The sequence below is a fragment of the Bacillus cereus group sp. BfR-BA-01382 genome, assembly GCF_022663475.1.
Taxonomy (GTDB): domain Bacteria; phylum Bacillota; class Bacilli; order Bacillales; family Bacillaceae_G; genus Bacillus_A; species Bacillus_A thuringiensis_S.
Genome location: NZ_JAKUFQ010000115.1, coordinates 1 through 15,874, shown reverse-complemented (window position 1 = coordinate 15,874; position 15,874 = coordinate 1). Strand labels below are relative to the sequence as shown.

The following is a 15,874-nucleotide window of genomic DNA, read 5'->3' as shown; positions in this document are numbered from 1 at the left end:
CTAACATAAATGAACCCTCTTGTAACGTTACAATAAAGGGAACAGAATGCCCTTTAACATGCATAAGGTGTCCATCATAAATTTCTCGATTATGCATATCTTTTTTACCTGAAAATAAATAGAATGTCCCTTTCATTTCATATTCGTATCCACACTCATCTCTTCGACTCATGTCAAATAAAAACAATCCATCTTCGAATGCTCTAATTTCAAAATTCTCATTGGAACATAACTCACTCCAAGAAACCATTCTATTACTCTCTTCATCGAAATAATTGAATTTAATCATTTATAATACCCCTTTAACCAAATATCTCTTTAACTTTGTTATTTACATCCTTCACAAAATCTTCATCTGTTCCCAATAATTCATTCATCAAACTTTGAACAAATAAATGCCTGGATAGCATACCATTCATATTGTCACTTTTGTTTGTAATACGAATATATCTCTTATCGTAAACAAATGTTCCTAATACTCTCTTTCGCTTATGTAGCCTAAACGTGATTTTATTACGTGTATCACTAACGATATAAAACCCTCGTCTCTCAAGTATTTTCTTCATCTTATCTGCTAATTCTACGTTTGGCTTTGTGGCATTACTCGTTCTTGGTTTCTTTTTGTATAATAATTTTACGGCTACATCTTCTTCCTTTTTGCAATCACTCACAAAATCATTCCACTCATCGTAATGAACAAGAAAATAGCCACCTAACACAGGATTGTTAATTCGGTAATATTTCTCATCTTTATCAAAATATCTACCACATAATCTACATGCGTGAACTGGTCCTTCTTTTTCCCACATTTCTTTGTTCCCTATTGTATATACTGGCTCTTTAATCTGATATTTTTTGTTCTCCATCTTTTTCATCTCCTTTCGATTCATATATATATTTTTTCATTCCGAAACAATTTTCGGAGTGTATCCTCTAAGAAATTAATTAAACACTTTTCAAATTCGCTATTAGCAGTGGTAAGAACTTTTATTTGATTACTCTTCATAGAAAGTAAGAATTTATATTCTTTACAAGAAAATCTAATTTCCTCATCATTTGTAGAATCAATACGAAAGTCTTCGTTTCGTAATTTTTTAAGAACATCGTCCTTGTTATTCATTTTCTTCATAGGCGATTCATATGCGAATGAAGAACATAATGTGCTTCCTGAAAAAATTGGATTTACAAGCATATCTACCATCTCCTTTATTCTACATATGCCTTTACAAAAACAATAACAATTTTATTAACTATAGTCAATAACAAAACCAGATAAACCCTTAAAACAATCTAATACCTAACAACTATTGTAAATAATATTCATTGATAACATACTATATATAGGAATCTACTAATAAAAAGGAGTGAAGCGAAATGATTAATATAGAAACTATCAAAATCTCATTAATGATAACGTTATCCATTGCTTTTGTTCATCTATCAATACATTTCTTTTTAATGGAATTGAAAAAATGTTGGGAAGCAGATTTGATGGATTTTTTACACAAATTAGAGGAAGAAGGAGCTAAGATTGAAGCTTCTAATAAACAGTATTAAATAACGAGATACAAACAAAACAAGAGCAAGATTCTAATCTCTCGCCCTTGTTTACTTATATACTTTGTTTTCAATGAAGTCTTTCAAAATTTTATTTTCTTTTAAATATCTGTAAGCATAATCTGTACATTGATACTCTTGTCCTAAATAATGATAGATAAACTCCATTCTCTTTATTTCAAATTCTTCAATCTCTTGAATAGATGGTTCTTTATATAGTGGATTTGATATTGTTCTACTTGAACCAGAATCCAATACAAAAACTATATATTTATTAAATCTTCTGACTTTAGGGTTTATATAAGGACATGCAACCTTCGCCTCCTGAACAGCTCTTTTATAGTGAGTCATTTCAATCATCCCCTTTTTGTTTTATCTTACTTATCTACCATTCAAATTAATCCCCTTTTAGATACATATTTTTGAACTTTTTTCGAAATTAAAAATCTTGAAATTGAATATAATAATTGAATTATAAAAAACAGGTAATCAAAATGATTGATTATTAAGGAGAGGCTAACACATGAATATTAACTGGCACACAATTACTGATTTTATCAATTTATTTGATTTAAAAATCTTAGTATATGGATTAATTATAGGAGTTGTCTTTTATTTAATTAAATCTGGTATAAAACGAGTTAAAAGAATGATTCGTAAAGCGAAAAGAGAAGCGAAGAAACTCACGATACGATTAATAATTAAAAGTTTTTTAGGTATATAGTAATAAAGATTTAAAGTATACTTACAAAATAGATATTTAAGTTGAACGAAAACATGTAGCGTAATAAATTTAAAATTCTATACAGGGGTGTTAATATGAGTGAACATAATCACATGGTTGAGAAAGATTGCACACTTCAATTTTATAAAGGAAAAGACAGAATGAGTGTAGATATAGAAGGAGGTAATATATTTGTTTTAAGAACCAAACTTGGAGATGGTATTCTATTGGAGAGCTACGATGAAATTGAAGATACGATAACACTTCTTACAAAAATTAAGGAAACAAAGTTTACAAAAGAATGAACTTAAAAAAGTAAAAACCACCAAGCATAGTCCTTTGTGGTTTTTTATTTCATTTTTCAATTGATAGATACATTTCTTTTAAACGCTTCAAAAACGGTCTAAATTCCTTATGCGGATATATATTCCTACAACTCTTCACATGTGATTCATGGCCATTTCATAGTCCCCTAATTCATGACACACTAACCATAAACACAATACCGCTGACCTTGAAACACCCTCATAACAAGATACAAGAACTCTTTTTCCTTGTTCTTTATATAAAAGAATCTCGTCAAAACATTGAATCCATACTTTTTCTGCAACTATCAAGTTTCCATCATCGAAAGGAACATGGTGCATTGTTATACCCTGCGGAACAACAAGATTTTTAGGTAGTGTTCTATCCCATCTAAAATCGTACCAAATATCTACTAACGGTATTGTTTTTCTTATTTATGTCATCATTGCACGGTCTTTTCATTCTATCCTCCTTTTCATTTCAATGGTTTTGTTAAAAACGGTTATAAATATCCCCGTTCTCTTGTAAAAGTTAAAATGTTATAAGCATATATACTTTTTACTGAATTTCAATTTATATAGGTTTATGTTTCGGAGGGGTTTTGAATTTCCTGTTTCTAAATATTCAACTCAATAGGTTCAATAACTTTCTATAACGGTCATGACCCCTCATCTATTTACATTGGGTTTTTATAAACTTCAGTATTTATATACTTAATTCGTTCATTCTCCATTATTTTCTCTTTTTTTAAATCTCCATCTATAGCATGAAAGAGTATTATATATAACGCAAAAACACTTATCGTAAAGACAGTTGCCACAATTTTATTTTCAAAAGCATTACCACATATACGTATTAATAATAGTACAAAAAATATCTTTACAGCCCATAATATAATTTCGCTTAATAGGTGCCCCACACCATTTACCTCCATCATTCCCAACCAATCTTATAATCCTTGTTTTATCTGCATTGCAATTCCCGCAAATATGCCGAATAACATGAGCAATGACATGAAAACCATCATATATTTCATCCATTTCTTTTTCATTGTATGTACACCTCCTACTTATACAAAATAAGTGTGATGGAAATCCACCACACTATTGAAGAGCAATATCTTTAACGACTACATCAACAGATGTAAGAAGAAGTTCTTCCTTTTGTTTCTCAGTCTTATAGATAATTTTAATGTAATCTTGACCATTTATAGCCAGTCCAATGACAAGTGCATATTCATTTTTATAATCATTTACATAGGCATGTAAAAACTGTTCTGAATCAATATCTTCTTGCGAGTATGTTACAAGCTTATGCTCTACAATATCTTGAACATTTGTAACAAATGAAGGATTAAGGTCTTTATATACATCGTTAAGCCTAATGCTTGTTCCTACTTTCATTTCTAATTGTTTCAATAGTTCCTGTCTCTCAACGATATTTTTATCCGAAATAATTTTCATTACTCATCACCCATTTCTATTTTCTATAATTAAATTTTACATTTTATATTAACTATAGTCAATAAAACGAGTTGTTTATCATTGGTTTAATTCTTTATCTTTATTCTTTTCTGCTTCTATTTCCTCTACTGCTTTTTTAAACACGTATTCTTTTACTGCTACATTCACATCTTCTATTTCAAAGTCTAAAGGATTTTCATTTTCATATCGGGTTATGTACATAACATCAACAACTGTGTTGTCAAATTCATCTGTAGCTGTAATTAAGAAAATATGACCTTGGCGAATTGGCTTTAAATTAAAACTTTGTGTGGACAGGTTAGACAAAACTGAATTCACAATTATCTCTGTTGTTAGTTGCATTAATTCATTTGGAAACTCTCCATCTGCAAACTTCTTCCCCACCATTTTTTCTACTAATGCTTCTTTTGTTTCTGATTCAATTTCTTTTACAATTTGAACAATATCCATTTGTATTTCACTCCTATTGCCTATAAAAAAAGTGCCGATACATATCGGCACCTTTCCCAGGATTATATTTACTTGACGTTAGAACTCACACGCAAAGCATGACTGTACTTTGTGTGCGAATCATTAAGAACTTTACATCCTTATGATAACATTTTCATTAACTATAGTCAATAGAAATTAATCTTCTTTGATATAGATTGTAACGGGATAATCCCGAAATGTTTCTTCAATCAATTTAAACACTTCATTCCAATCTCCCCCTGCTAATCCACATCCAAATTTGAAAGGTATGGCCACGGATAAATTATGTTTTTGAGCCCGAATCTTTAATGAATAAAAAGCTTTTTTCAATGCATCCATTTCAGTAAATACGCCATTTCTACCAAATTTATGTTGCCCAAATATATTCGCAATGTACTTATCTTTGCTTTTTACGATTTGACAAGTCCCTAATAAATGCTTTCCTTTGTTCTCCCGTAAACATAATTCTCTATACCTTTCAAATGCCTCTGGGTATTGTTTTTTTATTTCTGTTGCTAATCCTGCTCCCATTACACCTTGAGCGTTTACTTGATGGCAAATAATATCTTCCGTCGCCTGTAACAAATCTCCTTTTACTATCGTTATATAATCACTCATTTTAATAAAACTCCTTTCAGTTACCTTGTTTAAATTCTATCTATGTATTCTATTCATTTTAATTTTGTTTCATAAAGTCTTAGGTTCAATCATTATGTAGTAAAAAAGGGTCATTTAATCTATAATATATGGATTTAAAAAGAGGTGATAATAATGTCCATGAGACCAATATTAAAAAAAGTACATTGTATAAAATGCAAAAATGAATTCAGCGGAGATTTTTCAACGATAGGAATGGCACAAAAAAGACACAAGTTTTGCGAAGAATGTATAGATGCTATATATCAAAGCAATAAAAAACAAAGTAAAACAACAGAAAGACAACGCTAAAAGCATTGTCTTTCTAAAAGAAGAATAAATCTTCTCTTTTATTTAAAGATTGTACATGTCTATTTACTTCATCATACAATTCAAACAAATCATCATTCATATTATTTCCTTCAAAGAAATTCTCTATTTTCATTGTCCAAATATCCAATGCTATAGAGTACTTAATTTCCATTGATGGCGTTTTGTCATCTATATCACAGCATTTGATAGAATATGTTACCTTATCTCTTGTTGTTTCCTTTATACGGTCTTTATATGGTCTTAATATATCATCCATTAAATTCATTTCAAATTCCATTTTCGGAAGAATTAAATCATCTAAATCATAATAATGAAAGTTTATGTCTTCTATATATCGTTGTATTTCATAATACAATTCATCTGCTTCTGGATATTCTAACACGACTTCATTTTTCATTTCTAAATAAACATTCCATCCCAATTGTTCATCACATTTCAATTGGAACAAATATGGATATTGACTAACATGAATACAAATTCCATCCGTATTATTTACCCATTCATAGGAAAGGTTGTTCTCTTTTAGTAAATCAGGTATTTTCTCATTAATCCATTCTATTCCCTTCACTTTACAACCTCCCTTTTTATATGTTTTCTATCTTATTTTATCTTTTTTAAGAATCTCTTTCAACAGAAAAATCTAAAATTTAAAACTAACTATAGTCAAATAAGCGGTTGAATCAAGTCTTTCTTTTATTTTTAAAAAGTTGTATACTGAACTCACAGAAAATCAAAGTTTTTATCATAAAATTCATGTTCTCAGAATAAATAATTAAGGACGAAAGGATGAGGTGATTATATGAATCAAGACAAAGCAGTAAGCTTCAATAAAAAGAGTAATTTCGATTCAGAGAGATTATTAAAACGTTACAAAACTCGTAAATTGAATTTTGATTTAGCCATTCAAAGAAAAGAAAATATCTGGGATAACAAGAGGGCATCTTTATTAATTCATTCTATTCTATCAAACTATTATATCCCACCTATCGTAGCTATTAAAGATAATGACATGTTAAGCGTATTAGATGGAAAACAAAGGTTAACTACTTTATTTTCATTTATGCAAGGGGACTTAGTTTTAGATAAGAATACCCCATTAGTTGATGGAGAAAAAATAGCAGGTTTAACTTTCGAAGATTTATCTGAGGAATTCCAATCAACTATTAAGAAATACAAATTTGATTTCTCCATTTCTGAAAACTTAAATGAACAACAAATCGAAGAATTATTCTTCAGATTAAATAATGGTGTGGCTTTACGCACAATTGAGGTGACAAGAGCGGTCTTAGGAAATCGTATCATTTCTTTCTTAAAGAGAATTACAGATTTCCCATTTTTCCAATATAAAATCAATATTACAGCAGGTGCAAGAAAAAGATATACGGACCAAGAAATTGTACTTCAAATCTTAAAACTAATTTATGAACCTAACAGTGGTTTAAACAAACGTGAAATGCAACCATTTATTGATAAATTAAAAAGTGAAGATTTAAAAGCAAGACTAAAAAGCACCTTAGATAATGCAATTTTTTACCTAAATGAAGCATTCCCTAAAAAGCAAAAGTTTTTAAAGAAAGTTAACGTTCCAATGCTTGTGATTTTGTCATTAGATGTTATTAATAACAACTTAAATAACAAAGTAACTCCTATCAAATTCGGAGATTGGGCCGAGGCATTCTTTGAAAATACGCCTGAAGATTATAGAATTGCTTGCCAGTCTGGTTCAGCAAGTGCCCAAAATGTAAAGAAACGTTTAACTTCTATGAGAAATCATTTCTGTAAACATTTTGATTTATCTTTAGAAGATTTAAACATAAAAGAAGATGCACCTCAAAAGGAAAAAGAATTAAATGAAGCTATATAAAAAATGAGCCCTAAGTGGCTCATTTTTTTATTGATTCATCATGCTTTTCTTCCGTACCTTCCATCAAGATAACTCTTCCGTCATAGAATTCTTGAATACGATATAATCCTTTTGATGTAGTAAAGTCAAATATTTGTTTATCTGCCTCTATGCTATAAACACTCAATTCTTTTACATCCCCAATTTTATCTTTATTTTTTAATACATATTTTCCTGTTCGTTTTGAAAAATCTGGTTTTGCATTCTTTGTAAATACATTCTTCTTTTCTTCCCCTTTTATTTCGACCACTTTCACGACTTGTTGAAAACGAGTAAAGAATTGATAGGTTCCTTTTGTTGTAGTAATAACCTGCTCATTATCTGAATTAGAACTTTCTATAGATTTATATTCACCATACTTCTCTTTCTCCTTATTGATTTGAAGTATATTTTCAGGATATATCTCTATTCCTTTATCTTTTTTATAAATTTCTTTTCTATTTGGAAATGCCTGTTCAATTTCTTGTATTTGATATTCTAATCCGTTTGAAGATGTTAGATACACAAAATAAACGCCTTTTGTTGTGTATAGTTTATATAGGTCTAAGTTCTTTTTATTTACATGAACTGTCCCTTCTCTTTTATTATCTCTAAAGTCCCCCATGTTCAATTCTGCATTCTTACCGATAAATTCCGTCATGACTTCTTTTGCTTTCTCATCATGTACTCTATTTGGGTTTAACACCATGTCTACAGATAGACCTATCATACATAGAAGTAGAACTGCAAATATAGTTGTTAATGCGGGATGAATTCTTCTTTCTTTATAAAGAATATAAATCCCATACGGAGGAAAAAGCCATAGCCATAAAAACAACTTCCTTTTCCCTTTCTTACTCGATTCCATTTCTTTATCAGTCTTATTTTCTGATTGCACAACGTCTTTCTTTTTCACTTCATTCTCCCCTTTCATATATTTTTAGTCTACTAATATATTCATTGGGGCTATATACTAAAACGGTTCGAGCTTGTTCAATAAAAAAAGAGCAAACGAATTTGCTCTTAAACAAAGGATAAAACAGGAATCTGCATTTCCTTATACGTATTTGCTTGTTCCTCTGAAATCATTTTTACTACTTTATCCATTAAACATACCCTTTCATACGATAAGCCATATAATGCTTCAGTGAGACTGAATGAACAGTAGGTATTATATATTAATACCATTTTATTATCCTGTTTATTTAGAATTCCGAAATATCTTCCGTCCATATATCTAATACACCTTTCTCTATACATTTACTTCAAGTTTTTATCTTTGCTTTCATCATCTTCTTTTGGAGCAAATAACAATACTCCTGGTAAAACGGTGATAACGTCAATACTAAAGAATAAAAAAATGGATGCTTTCAGTATCTCTTTGTTAACACCTACGTTTACATTCATTACAATTAAAAGACCAAGTAAGCAAGCTAACACTTTTTGTTGAAAAGAAAAAACGTTATATCGAAAGTCTTTGTTTTTAATCGAGCCAAGAGCGAATGAACCAAATACAACTAAAGCATTCATTCCTATAACTGCCCAAATGAATTTAGAAATCCCCTGAAAGAAAGGTAGAAAATATAGAATAGCAAGAGGTATTAAGGGAAGAATCACTGAAATTACTAATTCTTTCGTTGTAACATATGCTTTGTTTCTGGACATATTCATTTTTTATTGCCATCCTTCTATGTAAATTTATTTAAAATGAACTTATTTACGAAAAATATACTTATTTCATATGTAACAAAAGTAACAAAGATAAGAAATGATATGAACGTTGCAGAATGTGTGTCTCTTTTCAAATATTCGCTTATTAGTACAATCGCAAGAACAGAAGCACACGATTCAGTCTGAACATCTACTACCCATTTCATAATCATTTTCTTTTGTAAAACTTCATATTTACTGACTACAATACTAATGGATACAGAAAATAATAGAATAAAACATGAGAATAAAGCTATCTCTTTTTTGTGAGTAGATATGAATAGCATACATAAAGAGATAGAAGATGTGAGAAACAGCCAATACTGACTGTTCTCCATCATAAATCGTTTTCTATCACCTTTATTTCTTTCTGACTTACGCAGACTGTTCATTGCTTCTATTCGGCTCTAAAAATGTAGCTAATCGACCCTCGTGATAAAAAACTAAATCCTTATCATTCAATGGCATATTATAAAAATCTTTATAGATTTGAGGGAATTCGATACTTGGAACACAGACAAATTCATATTCATTTGAATAGCCCATTGCATACTCTACAAAATGTTTTGCAAAATATTTACCTGCGGGAACCAATTCGAATACTGTAACCTTAGCAAGAATCTTATTTTCAAACCAATCTCCAATAAATGATTCCATTGCACTTCCGTTAAAGTTCATAGCTTTTTCTTTTGGGATTTCAAAGACAATCTCATCCTTCGAAAACAGCCTTACTTCTTCTTCTTTGCACACACCTTCTTGTAGAAATACTTGAAGAACAGCGTAAGTAAGATACTCTTCAATTTTTACTTGCTTCTTAGGATTTAAATTACCAAAGATAACCTGTCGAAGGTATTTTGATTGGATGAAATACTTTTCATCTGTAAATACTCTCATTAAATCTTCATAAGAATCCATTCCTAAAACAAGAGCGTTATCGTAATGTTTTAAAGCCTGAAAATTAGCTGTTTTTAAATCCACAGAAACAAATACTTTGCCTACATTTTCTTTTTGATAGATATTCTGTTTTAAAAATGAATGTTTTTGTACATCATATTCTTCTAATCTGTCTTTATTGAAAATATCAAATGCATTTGTTTGTTTAATTGTGTTAGATACTTTATCTTTTAATTGATTGTAATAATCCATAAATCCACGTTCTCCACCATGTCTTTCAACAGCGTCCTTGAACATATTATATTTTCTCTTTGTTTGATGTGTTTCATCATATAACTCTAAATAATACGAGAAATACGGCTCTTGAAACACTTTAATTGGTAAAGAAAAATCTTTTACAAATCTATTTTTTAAATTTACAGATAACATCTGTATCATCTCCATTCTATTGACTATAGTTGATATTATAATTCATTTACTACCTTTTAGTCAATTAATTTTTACAAAAAGAGACACAATGTATTTTTGTGTCTCTTTCTTCTTACTATTTATTTGTATTTTGATAGTTTCCTTCCCACGGCTTAATCTGAGCAATTGGAACAACTAAACAAGGAATTTCGTTTAAAAACATATCTATTGCTTTTCTACGTGCAGAAAATCCATCTTTACTTCCCTGTTTTTCTAATTCATAAAGAGTTTTTGACGCACCATCAGGAATAAAATAATTGTCAAATCCGAAAGCTTCTTTTACAGGTTTGTTATTCACAATTCTTCCATGTACCGCTCCTTCATATAGATAAATTCGATTTCCATCATTTGCGGTCAAACAAACTTTCCAAGTTGCTGTTTTACCTTCATATTTACTTATGTTGTCTAAAAGCCATTTGACATTTACTCCTACATCTTCGCCCTCAATGTATAGAGCAGCGTCCTCTATAATTCTCATTGTACCTGCTTCTATAGATTTATACATAGCAACTACAGATACTGAAGGATGATTGACTTCTTGAATATCTCGCCCTTTTTCAATATCTAAGTTATAGATACCGAATCTTTGAAACTCTTTTAACTTATCTTCATTCGAAGAAACTAAAATATATTTCGGTTTATTTTTCGGGTCATAATCTACAAATTCTGCATTATATAACCAATTAAATGAAGTCAGAGTTTCTATCTCTTCTTTTGTTTCAATCTTTAATGCATATAACAAACCATTGATAATTTTATAAGCATGACTTCTATCATCAGAGACAGGCATCATCCAATGGGTTTCCATTCGGGCAATTGCCTGTATGCCTTGATAAGTCGATTCTGTATCTGTATTAAACTCTACATTCAAAGACTCATTCGATAAGGTGTAACCTAATTCAATTGCATTTGCAAAAGCAGTTAGATTTCCCTTTTTTCTTAGCCATAAATATACATCTGTAGCAAGAGAACTACTGTCATCATTTACAACTTTGTCTAAAATGTAGTTAGCAAGAGTTACTTTACTCTCCATACCTTCCTGAGAAAAAATAAGATTACTTTTAAAATACTGATGCACAAATAAAGGAATTGCAGGTTTATTCATTTTTATCCTCCATGTTTCTTATTTCAGCTAATTCTTGCATGAAATACTCTTTTATTTTATCCACATCAATTTTGTCACTTGTACTTTGCTTAAGTCTTAAATCCTTTTTTACGGAAATCCATGGTGGTTCTAACACAGGTAATTCTTCTAAAAAATTACCTGAATAATGTCCATACACTAACCATACAGAACTTATAACTTCTTTTCTTTTTGAATCTATCATTTTTCACACGACCTTATTCAGGTCTTTCCCTCTGTTCTTTTTATATAATCTATCTCTTCTATAAACTGCTTCTTCATTTCTTCTGTATCCATTATGATACTCTTCTTCTCTTTATTTCTTACCTTCTCACTTAGATTAAGAAACGGTAAATCTATTTCTATAAGATGATACATAAAACTATCTGAGCATTTTCCATACCTTGTCCATATCCAATCAATGACAGATTCCTTTTTTTCATCAATCATATTCATGCACCTTTTCTTTATATAAAATAATTAATTTAATTCATCCTGATAGGGAAATTCCATCTCAATCAAGTCTAAAATATCTTTCCGACCAAGGAGTTGTAAAGATTGCACGATTCCTGTGAGCACACCATCATAGTGTGTTGCTCTGTGTGGTTTAACCCTTTCCTGTATGGCACAAGTTATATAGTATTGAATCAGTTCTCTTTCATCATCTGTTAATTTCGCATCTAAAACATAGGGAGATTTTAATTCCGCTTTTTTAATCATCTTTCATCCTCCTGTTCTGCTACTTTATTCTTCTCCAATTCCTCCATTAAAGCTTGGATAGATTCTAAATACTTAATCGGCTTTCCATAATATAAATCTTGTAATGCATTACATAAGTTCATCCATTGCTCCCCTGTGCCAAACTTAGGTTTCCACCAGTCTTTTTTGTCAACGTTAAATGTAGGAATCTCTTCAGAAATGATAAACGCTCTATAATTCTCTATAATCCATTTTACTTTGTCTGTACTACATGGAGAGCCTTCAGCTTGTTCAATAAAGTTTTCTAAATGAAGTTCAATAAATTGATAGTGTTGATATAAGAAAGACATGCGATAAAAAGAATTGCCCTCTAATTCAGGATATAGATTAAGTACACACACATCTAAGATTTCACTAAGCTCATGATTGATAAGGGAGTCAAACGTAGATGGGTCTTTTAAAAACTTTTCATATTTTAAAATTGTTGTTTGAATTTCATTATTGTATTTACGAACCATTTCGTTATTTGTACTATTTGCGAGTGCTTGCAACATATTAGACATCATTGATTCAAAATCTTTTTTGATTTGAGTTTTCTCGGTCATTATTCCATATCTCCTCTATGTATTATTTCTTTTGTCCTTCTCGATGAGTCATTGTTGCTCTATTTTCCCACTCATCATAATAGATTATGTATTCTTCTCCTCTTTCTTTATCCGTAAGAATTTTTATACTTTCATTTATTTTCTTGATTGTAAATTTTTCATTTTCTTGTTCTTTTTCTTCATGAGTGCTATTATCTTTTTCCACCTTTAATTGTGGGTCTGTTTCTGGTGGGTCACATGCTGATAACAGGAACATGCAAAAACATGTACTTAATATGGCATAAATAAATCTTTTACTTTTCACCTACATCACCTTCTACTTTCATATCAACAACTACACGCCCTTTACCACTACAATCTGGACATGGCAATCTACTATCACTTACATGCTCTCGATAAGTTCCTGTGCCACTACACCAATGGCAGGACTGTAATATATAATTCGTTGGTATGATTTTATCTAAAGTTGTTTTTATGTCGTTTTCCTCGAAGAACTCTACATAAATCCACTCCGCATCCCAACCAATAACAAATCCTCGCTTTTTTTCATCCTCTGCAATCACAACATCTACTATTTGACCTGCTTTTATTTGCATTTCCTAATCACCCCTTAGGCTTTACTGTTCGTTTCATTCCTCTAAATTCATGAGCAAGAATTAACGCAGATGAAAACTCTCTATAATTAGGGTCTGAATCATGCTCTGGTAAATCTTCTGTAACGACATGCATATTCCCAATCCAACTATCTGTTAGCATTGTTTGATTATCTACAATAGCTTGCTTGAAACTATCATCACCTTGCCATAAACGTGCTTTTCCAATATTCACTTTTCCGTGAGTATAATACTTTCCGCTTTCTTTAAAAAAAGTTACCTTAATAATCAAATTTTCTCTTTCTTCCATGTTAAAAACTCCCTATTAGTAGATTGAAATCATAGTTTTTCGTAACGATGTACCAAATCTTTTTCACTATTAACTTTGTATTCAATAATATTCAAAGTATCTCTTTTTTCTTTATCTACTGAAAGGTATCCAAAATAAGCTAAATGACCTAATGCATTTGTTTTTGTAGCAAATTTCTCATTAAGCAAAGAATTTAATTGTTCCTTGGAAATAGAAGGATTATTCATTACAGCATTTAAAATGAAATCCTCTTGTTCAATTTGATGATTAATTAATCTCGACCAAATTTTGTTCACAACTGATTTCTCGGCTCTCTTACCACACGCACTACATACTGGAATTCCAAATCCCAGACCACCCATGTTATAGCGTTGTACTTTGTTAAATGTATTTCCACACTGACATTTATAACGTTTAGGCTCAGTTTTTCTTACAATCCCCTTTTTTGTAAATAGTTCTGGAAATTCCTTTTTAACTACAGATAACATATCAACCATGACTCTCTCTCCTTCTCTTTATCGTTTCTATTACGTTTATTTATTTTCTAAAGCAGAACAAAAAATCTTTATTCTCTTTTGTTTATTTCGCTGTACTTGTTTACACCCTTGAAAATGAGGACAAATGTTTCTTTTTAATCCTCTGCCACTTAAAGCTTGAAAACATACACACAACTCATAAGTGTCCTCTTCCTTCATTGCAATCGAATTCATCTTGCCTTCTTGTCTTTGAATCGGACAATCATCCATTTTTACATACACTTCATCGGACTCATCTGATGTAGCGTAGACAGAAGCGAAAATCTCTATTTCTTTTCGTTTCATACAAACACCTCTTCCGGATTTCATTGACTATAGTATAACAATTATTTTTCTTTAAGTAAAATAAAATTTACATATTTCTTTATGATGAATAACATTATATATATTGTATAAAATAATATAAAGATATAATATGTAAATAAAAGGAGGTAATTATATGGAACAAAAATATATGTTAAACTATTTACTAACAATTGTGGGTTTTATATTTCTTTTGCTATCCAATATACTAAATTTAAATGTATTTGTTTTTTCAATATTCATATTCATCAGTATAACTTCCAATTTTGGGGCGTTCGTCCTATGGATGAGAATGTTTAACGAACATAAACAATCATTGCAAGAAAAAGAGGAATGATTATAATCATTCCTCTTTCATTTCTTTCTGAAACTCCGTAATGCCTACCCCTGCAAAAACTAAGGCAGATAATGAAATCGCTAATTCTGGTGTTTTCGCCTCTACTTTCCAATAACCTTTCGATGACGTGATAGAGAACTCACTGGTCCATATATTTTGGTCAAAAGTTAAATCAAATGAATCTAACTCCCTTACAAGCTTTCCATTTTGGATAAGTCCATTGTCCTTTGTTAATTGATTAGCTACCATCCAAGCATGTTCAATGTTTGTTGATGGGTTAAATGAACTAACAAAGGTACATTTATTTTTCTTTTCTCCTTGAACCCAACCTTCTTTTTGGAAAATCTCATCTCTTCCCCATTTAAAGCCCATGACTTTTTCTGCAAGTAAAGTATTCATTCGCTCTAATGTTTCTTTTTTCAAAGTAATCATTCCTTTTTATAAACTGGATTAGCAATGTTCTAACATTTCTTTATTAACATCCTCCATTTTTAAGTTCATGCTCTTTTCCACACGTTTCTTTTCGTATTCGATTTGTTCTTTAATTGCTTCACATTGCTCCTTATAGCACTTTCTACACTCTTCTTCTGTAAAGAAAACATTTAAGGATGTTCCTGTAACGGAACGATAACCAGTATTATCATATGGAGCAATGATTTTGCTTAATGGTTTTCCTTTTTTACCAATTGGTCGAAAGTGATAAGATGAATAATAGACTGTTTTGTTTTTTGGTAACTTATCATTATCAACTATTACCACTTCTTGAGGTGGTACATGACGGATTGGCGATTCTAAAATATTATTATGACGATAATCGCAAATCCATACCTTATCCCCTTCCTTCACTGTATCCCCTATTAGCTGTTCAAAATCAACGTATTCCATCATTAATTCCTCCTTAAT

The 15,874-nt window shown here is 30.4% G+C and carries 30 protein-coding genes; 5 read left to right on the top strand and 25 right to left on the bottom strand.

Features of this window, described 5'->3' with window-relative positions:
* From MR160_RS28695 to MR160_RS28685, 3 genes are all read right to left on the bottom strand, one after another.
* Window positions 1-289: YopX family protein (locus MR160_RS28695; RefSeq protein WP_242298769.1), on the bottom strand; the 289-nt coding region annotated here is incomplete at its 3' end.
* A 13-nt stretch (window positions 290-302) separates the two neighbouring features.
* The gene (locus MR160_RS28690) at window positions 303-866 is read right to left on the bottom strand and encodes a hypothetical protein (RefSeq protein ID WP_242298767.1); all 564 of its coding nucleotides are present in this window, start codon (window positions 864-866) and stop codon (window positions 303-305) included.
* Between the two features lie 20 nt (window positions 867-886).
* The gene (locus MR160_RS28685; protein ID WP_242298765.1) at window positions 887-1,192 is read right to left on the bottom strand and encodes a hypothetical protein; all 306 of its coding nucleotides are present in this window, start codon (window positions 1,190-1,192) and stop codon (window positions 887-889) included.
* Between the two features lie 182 nt (window positions 1,193-1,374).
* Here MR160_RS28685 and MR160_RS28680 point away from each other — a divergent pair, with 182 nt between their 5' ends.
* Entirely contained in the window at window positions 1,375-1,557 is a 183-nt protein-coding gene (locus tag MR160_RS28680; protein WP_000608114.1) for a hypothetical protein, read from the top strand.
* Window positions 1,558-1,608: 51 nt separating this feature from the next.
* Here MR160_RS28680 and MR160_RS28675 read toward each other — a convergent pair whose 3' ends face one another.
* Window positions 1,609-1,908: a hypothetical protein gene (locus tag MR160_RS28675; RefSeq protein ID WP_242298763.1), complete on the bottom strand. Its 300-nt coding sequence runs from the start codon at window positions 1,906-1,908 to the stop codon at window positions 1,609-1,611.
* Window positions 1,909-2,080: 172 nt separating this feature from the next.
* Between MR160_RS28675 and MR160_RS28670 the strand changes: the two genes are divergently transcribed.
* Window positions 2,081-2,281 (top strand): hypothetical protein, encoded by a 201-nt coding sequence (locus MR160_RS28670; protein ID WP_242298761.1) that lies wholly within the window; start codon window positions 2,081-2,083, stop codon window positions 2,279-2,281.
* A gap of 95 nt (window positions 2,282-2,376) precedes the next feature.
* Window positions 2,377-2,586, top strand: a complete 210-nt coding sequence (locus MR160_RS28665; RefSeq protein ID WP_001289225.1) for a hypothetical protein — start codon at window positions 2,377-2,379, stop codon at window positions 2,584-2,586.
* Window positions 2,587-3,263: 677 nt separating this feature from the next.
* Here MR160_RS28665 and MR160_RS28660 read toward each other — a convergent pair.
* From MR160_RS28660 to MR160_RS28645, 4 genes are all read right to left on the bottom strand, one after another.
* Window positions 3,264-3,506 (bottom strand): hypothetical protein, encoded by a 243-nt coding sequence (locus tag MR160_RS28660; protein WP_242298753.1) that lies wholly within the window; start codon window positions 3,504-3,506, stop codon window positions 3,264-3,266.
* 184 nt (window positions 3,507-3,690) lie between these two features.
* Window positions 3,691-4,050 (bottom strand): hypothetical protein, encoded by a 360-nt coding sequence (locus tag MR160_RS28655; protein WP_242298752.1) that lies wholly within the window; start codon window positions 4,048-4,050, stop codon window positions 3,691-3,693.
* 78 nt (window positions 4,051-4,128) lie between these two features.
* Window positions 4,129-4,521 carry a hypothetical protein gene (locus MR160_RS28650; RefSeq protein WP_061662650.1) on the bottom strand — a complete coding sequence of 131 codons (393 nt, stop codon included), beginning with the start codon at window positions 4,519-4,521 and terminating at the stop codon, window positions 4,129-4,131.
* Between the two features lie 177 nt (window positions 4,522-4,698).
* On the bottom strand, window positions 4,699-5,160 hold the full coding sequence (locus MR160_RS28645) for a macro domain-containing protein (protein ID WP_242298751.1): 462 nt from the start codon (window positions 5,158-5,160) through the stop codon (window positions 4,699-4,701).
* Window positions 5,161-5,313: 153 nt separating this feature from the next.
* On the opposite strand from MR160_RS28645, the gene MR160_RS28640 reads away from it, so the two are divergent.
* On the top strand, window positions 5,314-5,490 hold the full coding sequence (locus MR160_RS28640; protein ID WP_242298749.1) for a hypothetical protein: 177 nt from the start codon (window positions 5,314-5,316) through the stop codon (window positions 5,488-5,490).
* 13 nt (window positions 5,491-5,503) lie between these two features.
* Here MR160_RS28640 and MR160_RS28635 read toward each other — a convergent pair whose 3' ends face one another.
* Complete coding sequence (locus MR160_RS28635) at window positions 5,504-6,079, bottom strand: hypothetical protein (RefSeq protein WP_242298747.1); 576 nt, start codon at window positions 6,077-6,079, stop codon at window positions 5,504-5,506.
* A gap of 231 nt (window positions 6,080-6,310) precedes the next feature.
* On the opposite strand from MR160_RS28635, the gene MR160_RS28630 reads away from it, so the two are divergent.
* On the top strand, window positions 6,311-7,375 hold the full coding sequence (locus MR160_RS28630; protein WP_001070769.1) for a DUF262 domain-containing protein: 1,065 nt from the start codon (window positions 6,311-6,313) through the stop codon (window positions 7,373-7,375).
* A gap of 19 nt (window positions 7,376-7,394) precedes the next feature.
* Here MR160_RS28630 and MR160_RS28625 read toward each other — a convergent pair whose 3' ends face one another.
* The 16 genes from MR160_RS28625 to MR160_RS28550 form a co-directional block, all read right to left on the bottom strand.
* Entirely contained in the window at window positions 7,395-8,309 is a 915-nt protein-coding gene (locus MR160_RS28625) for a hypothetical protein (protein WP_242298746.1), read from the bottom strand.
* A gap of 107 nt (window positions 8,310-8,416) precedes the next feature.
* Window positions 8,417-8,626 carry a hypothetical protein gene (locus MR160_RS28620; RefSeq protein ID WP_242298744.1) on the bottom strand — a complete coding sequence of 70 codons (210 nt, stop codon included), beginning with the start codon at window positions 8,624-8,626 and terminating at the stop codon, window positions 8,417-8,419.
* Window positions 8,627-8,653: 27 nt separating this feature from the next.
* Window positions 8,654-9,064, bottom strand: coding sequence for a hypothetical protein (locus MR160_RS28615; RefSeq protein ID WP_061662657.1), 411 nt, complete (start codon window positions 9,062-9,064; stop codon window positions 8,654-8,656).
* Between the two features lie 414 nt (window positions 9,065-9,478).
* Window positions 9,479-10,426 (bottom strand): hypothetical protein, encoded by a 948-nt coding sequence (locus MR160_RS28610; protein ID WP_242298742.1) that lies wholly within the window; start codon window positions 10,424-10,426, stop codon window positions 9,479-9,481.
* A gap of 115 nt (window positions 10,427-10,541) precedes the next feature.
* Entirely contained in the window at window positions 10,542-11,570 is a 1,029-nt protein-coding gene (locus tag MR160_RS28605; protein WP_242298740.1) for a non-canonical purine NTP pyrophosphatase, read from the bottom strand.
* Window positions 11,563-11,793 carry a Panacea domain-containing protein gene (locus tag MR160_RS28600; protein WP_242298738.1) on the bottom strand — a complete coding sequence of 77 codons (231 nt, stop codon included), beginning with the start codon at window positions 11,791-11,793 and terminating at the stop codon, window positions 11,563-11,565. Before MR160_RS28600 ends, MR160_RS28605 begins: the two co-directional genes overlap by 8 nt.
* 17 nt (window positions 11,794-11,810) lie before the next feature.
* Window positions 11,811-12,038: a hypothetical protein gene (locus MR160_RS28595; protein ID WP_242298736.1), complete on the bottom strand. Its 228-nt coding sequence runs from the start codon at window positions 12,036-12,038 to the stop codon at window positions 11,811-11,813.
* A 30-nt stretch (window positions 12,039-12,068) separates the two neighbouring features.
* Window positions 12,069-12,308 (bottom strand): hypothetical protein, encoded by a 240-nt coding sequence (locus tag MR160_RS28590; protein WP_242298734.1) that lies wholly within the window; start codon window positions 12,306-12,308, stop codon window positions 12,069-12,071.
* On the bottom strand, window positions 12,305-12,892 hold the full coding sequence (locus tag MR160_RS28585; RefSeq protein ID WP_242298733.1) for a hypothetical protein: 588 nt from the start codon (window positions 12,890-12,892) through the stop codon (window positions 12,305-12,307). Before MR160_RS28585 ends, MR160_RS28590 begins: the two co-directional genes overlap by 4 nt.
* A gap of 22 nt (window positions 12,893-12,914) precedes the next feature.
* Entirely contained in the window at window positions 12,915-13,196 is a 282-nt protein-coding gene (locus MR160_RS28580; RefSeq protein WP_242298731.1) for a hypothetical protein, read from the bottom strand.
* Window positions 13,186-13,488 carry a hypothetical protein gene (locus tag MR160_RS28575; RefSeq protein ID WP_242298729.1) on the bottom strand — a complete coding sequence of 101 codons (303 nt, stop codon included), beginning with the start codon at window positions 13,486-13,488 and terminating at the stop codon, window positions 13,186-13,188. The genes MR160_RS28580 and MR160_RS28575 overlap by 11 nt, the downstream gene beginning before the upstream one ends.
* 7 nt (window positions 13,489-13,495) lie before the next feature.
* Complete coding sequence (locus MR160_RS28570) at window positions 13,496-13,795, bottom strand: hypothetical protein (RefSeq protein WP_242298727.1); 300 nt, start codon at window positions 13,793-13,795, stop codon at window positions 13,496-13,498.
* Window positions 13,796-13,824: 29 nt separating this feature from the next.
* Window positions 13,825-14,292, bottom strand: a complete 468-nt coding sequence (locus MR160_RS28565) for a hypothetical protein (RefSeq protein WP_242298725.1) — start codon at window positions 14,290-14,292, stop codon at window positions 13,825-13,827.
* A gap of 36 nt (window positions 14,293-14,328) precedes the next feature.
* Window positions 14,329-14,616, bottom strand: coding sequence for a hypothetical protein (locus MR160_RS28560; RefSeq protein ID WP_242298723.1), 288 nt, complete (start codon window positions 14,614-14,616; stop codon window positions 14,329-14,331).
* A gap of 361 nt (window positions 14,617-14,977) precedes the next feature.
* A complete protein-coding gene (locus tag MR160_RS28555) occupies window positions 14,978-15,403 on the bottom strand; it encodes a BC1872 family protein (RefSeq protein ID WP_242298721.1) in 426 nt (141 codons plus the stop codon).
* A gap of 18 nt (window positions 15,404-15,421) precedes the next feature.
* A partial coding sequence (locus MR160_RS28550) for a hypothetical protein (protein WP_255805658.1) occupies window positions 15,422-15,874 on the bottom strand: 453 nt, incomplete at its 5' end.

What these genes read in the sequence shown, in the direction of transcription:
- MR160_RS28690 (WP_242298767.1), bottom strand. Translation starts at nt 866, where the DNA reads ATGGAGAACAAAAAATATCAGATTAAAGAGCCAGTATATACAATAGGG.
- MR160_RS28685 (WP_242298765.1), bottom strand. Translation starts at nt 1,192, where the DNA reads ATGCTTGTAAATCCAATTTTTTCAGGAAGCACATTATGTTCTTCATTC.
- MR160_RS28680 (WP_000608114.1), top strand. Translation starts at nt 1,375, where the DNA reads ATGATTAATATAGAAACTATCAAAATCTCATTAATGATAACGTTATCC.
- MR160_RS28675 (WP_242298763.1), bottom strand. Translation starts at nt 1,908, where the DNA reads ATGACTCACTATAAAAGAGCTGTTCAGGAGGCGAAGGTTGCATGTCCT.
- MR160_RS28670 (WP_242298761.1), top strand. Translation starts at nt 2,081, where the DNA reads ATGAATATTAACTGGCACACAATTACTGATTTTATCAATTTATTTGAT.
- MR160_RS28665 (WP_001289225.1), top strand. Translation starts at nt 2,377, where the DNA reads ATGAGTGAACATAATCACATGGTTGAGAAAGATTGCACACTTCAATTT.
- MR160_RS28655 (WP_242298752.1), bottom strand. Translation starts at nt 4,050, where the DNA reads ATGAAAATTATTTCGGATAAAAATATCGTTGAGAGACAGGAACTATTG.
- MR160_RS28650 (WP_061662650.1), bottom strand. Translation starts at nt 4,521, where the DNA reads ATGGATATTGTTCAAATTGTAAAAGAAATTGAATCAGAAACAAAAGAA.
- MR160_RS28645 (WP_242298751.1), bottom strand. Translation starts at nt 5,160, where the DNA reads ATGAGTGATTATATAACGATAGTAAAAGGAGATTTGTTACAGGCGACG.
- MR160_RS28640 (WP_242298749.1), top strand. Translation starts at nt 5,314, where the DNA reads ATGTCCATGAGACCAATATTAAAAAAAGTACATTGTATAAAATGCAAA.
- MR160_RS28630 (WP_001070769.1), top strand. Translation starts at nt 6,311, where the DNA reads ATGAATCAAGACAAAGCAGTAAGCTTCAATAAAAAGAGTAATTTCGAT.
- MR160_RS28620 (WP_242298744.1), bottom strand. Translation starts at nt 8,626, where the DNA reads ATGGACGGAAGATATTTCGGAATTCTAAATAAACAGGATAATAAAATG.
- MR160_RS28615 (WP_061662657.1), bottom strand. Translation starts at nt 9,064, where the DNA reads ATGAATATGTCCAGAAACAAAGCATATGTTACAACGAAAGAATTAGTA.
- MR160_RS28610 (WP_242298742.1), bottom strand. Translation starts at nt 10,426, where the DNA reads ATGTTATCTGTAAATTTAAAAAATAGATTTGTAAAAGATTTTTCTTTA.
- MR160_RS28605 (WP_242298740.1), bottom strand. Translation starts at nt 11,570, where the DNA reads ATGAATAAACCTGCAATTCCTTTATTTGTGCATCAGTATTTTAAAAGT.
- MR160_RS28600 (WP_242298738.1), bottom strand. Translation starts at nt 11,793, where the DNA reads ATGATAGATTCAAAAAGAAAAGAAGTTATAAGTTCTGTATGGTTAGTG.
- MR160_RS28595 (WP_242298736.1), bottom strand. Translation starts at nt 12,038, where the DNA reads ATGATTGATGAAAAAAAGGAATCTGTCATTGATTGGATATGGACAAGG.
- MR160_RS28590 (WP_242298734.1), bottom strand. Translation starts at nt 12,308, where the DNA reads ATGATTAAAAAAGCGGAATTAAAATCTCCCTATGTTTTAGATGCGAAA.
- MR160_RS28585 (WP_242298733.1), bottom strand. Translation starts at nt 12,892, where the DNA reads ATGACCGAGAAAACTCAAATCAAAAAAGATTTTGAATCAATGATGTCT.
- MR160_RS28575 (WP_242298729.1), bottom strand. Translation starts at nt 13,488, where the DNA reads ATGCAAATAAAAGCAGGTCAAATAGTAGATGTTGTGATTGCAGAGGAT.
- MR160_RS28570 (WP_242298727.1), bottom strand. Translation starts at nt 13,795, where the DNA reads ATGGAAGAAAGAGAAAATTTGATTATTAAGGTAACTTTTTTTAAAGAA.
- MR160_RS28565 (WP_242298725.1), bottom strand. Translation starts at nt 14,292, where the DNA reads ATGGTTGATATGTTATCTGTAGTTAAAAAGGAATTTCCAGAACTATTT.
- MR160_RS28560 (WP_242298723.1), bottom strand. Translation starts at nt 14,616, where the DNA reads ATGAAACGAAAAGAAATAGAGATTTTCGCTTCTGTCTACGCTACATCA.
- MR160_RS28555 (WP_242298721.1), bottom strand. Translation starts at nt 15,403, where the DNA reads ATGATTACTTTGAAAAAAGAAACATTAGAGCGAATGAATACTTTACTT.